1 protein-coding gene and 1 pseudogene are annotated in these 2,666 nt (G+C 67.5%); both read left to right on the top strand.

The genetic code is table 11. The features are described 5' to 3' along the window. Positions 1–1,389, top strand: a pseudogene (locus tag Q0H50_RS09190) (2-hydroxyacyl-CoA dehydratase); the annotation flags it as partial. A 289-nt stretch (positions 1,390–1,678) separates the two neighbouring features. Then, the gene (gene rsmI, locus Q0H50_RS09185; protein ID WP_294421660.1) at positions 1,679–2,527 is read left to right on the top strand and encodes a 16S rRNA (cytidine(1402)-2'-O)-methyltransferase; all 849 of its coding nucleotides are present in this window, start codon (positions 1,679–1,681) and stop codon (positions 2,525–2,527) included. Positions 2,528–2,666 lie beyond the last annotated feature (139 nt).

The following is a 2,666-nucleotide window of genomic DNA, read 5'->3' as shown; positions in this document are numbered from 1 at the left end:
CCCGAGGGGCAGGCCGAGTTCAAGCAGCGCGATAGCGGCGCTTCGACGGAGTTCCCGCGCGCCCAGTTCACCAAGGAGATGCGCGATGCGGGCTACACCATCCTGGCCCCGCAGATGGCGCCGTACCACTTCGAGCTGCTCGTGCCCATCTTCGAGCGCTTCGGCTACAACGTGGAGCTGCTGCCCTCCGTAGACCACGGGGCGGTGGACGCGGGCCTGAAGTACGTGAACAACGACATCTGCTATCCGTCCATCCTGGTCACGGGCCAGATCATGGAAGCGGTCATGTCCGGCAAGTACGACACCGACAAGCTGGCCGTGCTCATCACGCAGACTGGCGGCGGCTGCCGTGCCACGAACTACATCTCGCTCATCCGCAAGGCGCTCAAGTCGGTGGGCTTGTCGCACATCCCGGTCATCGCCATCAGCTTCAAGGACCTGGGCGAGGTCAACCCCGGCTTCTCCATCACGCCGGCCATGCTCTACCAGGCGGTTTCCGCGCTGCAGTACGGCGACCTGCTCATGATGTGCCTGTACCGCACGCGCCCCTACGAGGTGGAGCCCGGCAGCGCGAACGCCCTGTTCGACCACTGGATGAACGAGTGCAAACGTCAGCTGAAACGCGGCGTGAAGCGCGGCGAGTTCAAGCGCACGGTCAAGCAGATCGTCGAGGACTTCGACACGCTGCCGCTGCAGGGCGAGGGCACCAAGCCGCGCGTCGGCGTGGTCGGCGAGATCTTGGTGAAGTTCCACCCCACGGCGAACAACCAGATCGTCGACGTCATCGAGCGCGAGGGCTGCGAGGCCGTGGTGCCGGGGCTCATCGAGTTCTTCCTGTTCGGCGCTGCGGGCGGCATCTTCCAGAAGGACCCGCTGGGCCGTTCGGCCAAGGGCGCGTTCGGCAGCAAGGTCGCCCTGCAAGTGGTGAAGGCCCTGCGCGCGCCGGTGACCAAGGCGCTCGAGGAGTCCACGCGTTTCAACCCGCCGGCGAGCATCTATGAGCTGGCCGAGTACGCAAGCGAGATCTTGAGCCTGTGCAACTCCATGGGCGAGGGCTGGCTGCTCACGGCCGAGATGGTGGAGCTCATCCGCACGGGCGCGCCGAACGTGGTGTGCACGCAGCCGTTCGCCTGCCTGCCGAACCACGTGGTGGGCAAGGCGGTCATCAAGGAGCTGCGCCGCCGTTACCCGGAGAGCAACATCGTGGCCGTCGACTACGACCCCGGCGCGTCCGAGGTCAACCAGCTCAACCGCATCAAGCTCATGATCGCGGTGGCGAAGAGCAACCTGGCCGACAAGGAGGCCGAGGCGCGCGCCGCCCGCACGGCGGCGGCGACGCCGGCGGTCGAGGAGGCCGGCAAGCTCGACGTGCAGGAAACGAGGGCGTAAAGCCGCTAACGGGGGCGATGGGGGACCGTCGCCCCTGCGTTTCGTTTGCGAGAACGCAGGTGATTGCGGGCGATCGGGGCGTCGTGAACAGGGGACGGAGGTGTGTTCAGGAAGCAGCTTTGGGAAACGCGAACCTCTTTCTGAACACACCTCCGTCCCCTGTTCACCCCCCCCGTTCATCCGAGCACGATACCTTCGCAATGAGGAAAAGGACATGGCTGGCGGGTTGACCGAACGCCCATTTGCCCCCCCCGTTTTCGCGTTGCATATCTCGATAGGAAGGAACTACATGGCTGGCAAGCTGATTATCTGCCCGACGCCCATCGGAAACCTAGGCGATATGCCGCAGCGCGCGCTTGACGCGCTGACCAGCGCCGATGTGGTGTGCGCGGAGGACACGCGCGTTACCGGCAAGCTGCTGGCGGCGTTCGGCATCGGCAAGCGCTTGGAGCGTTTGGACGAGGCGCTCATCGGCTCGCGCGCCGACGGCATCGTGGCTCGCGTGGAGGCGGGCGAGGTCATCGCGTACTGCAGCGACGCCGGCATGCCTGGCGTGTCCGACCCGGGCCTGCGCCTGGTGCGCGCATGCCGTGAGGCGGGCGCTCCCGTGGAGGTGCTGCCCGGTCCCACCGCCACGGCAACGGCGTACGTGGCCAGCGGCTGCACGAACCCGCGCTTCTATTTCGGCGGCTTTTTCCCGCGCAAGGCCGGCGAGCAGAAGGCCGCGCTCGATGCGGTGCGCACGCTGGATGCGGCGCTTATCTATTATGAAAGCCCGAACCGCATCGCTGGCGCGCTTGCCGCGTTGGCCGAGGCCTTCCCGCTGCGCGAGGCGGCGGTGTGTCGCGAGCTCACGAAGTTGCACGAGGAAGTGGTGCGCGACACGCTGCCCGCGCTGCGTGACGAGTTCGCCGCCCGCGAGGAGGCCGGCGGCATCAAGGGCGAGATCGTCATCGTGATCGACGGCCCCAGCGAGGCGGAGGGGCAGGCAGCCCAGGAAAGTGCCGAGGATTCCGCCCGCGTCCGCGCTGCCCAGCTCAAGGCAGAGGGCGCGCGCAACAAGGACATCGCGAAAACGCTGGCGGCCGAGTTCGGCCTGCCGCGCAATGCCGCGTACGAGATCGCGCTGGAGGCCTAGGGCGTGGCCAGCGAAAACCGATTCGGCCCGGTGCGCACTCGCCGTGTGGACCCGGGTGAGCTCAAGCGTCAGGCAGCGGGTGGCTCGCGCGGGGCGGGCGCCGCGTCGCAGCGGCGTTCGGCCGGAGCCGGCAGCGGGA

Source organism: uncultured Senegalimassilia sp., assembly GCF_934632265.1.
In the GTDB taxonomy this organism is placed as follows: Bacteria; Actinomycetota; Coriobacteriia; order Coriobacteriales; family Eggerthellaceae; genus Senegalimassilia.
This window is presented reverse-complemented; position numbering and strand designations above follow the sequence as displayed.

Bases quoted from the DNA above. Each gene is read 5' to 3' on its own strand.
- rsmI (WP_294421660.1), top strand. From the start codon at position 1,679: ATGGCTGGCAAGCTGATTATCTGCCCGACGCCCATCGGAAACCTAGGC.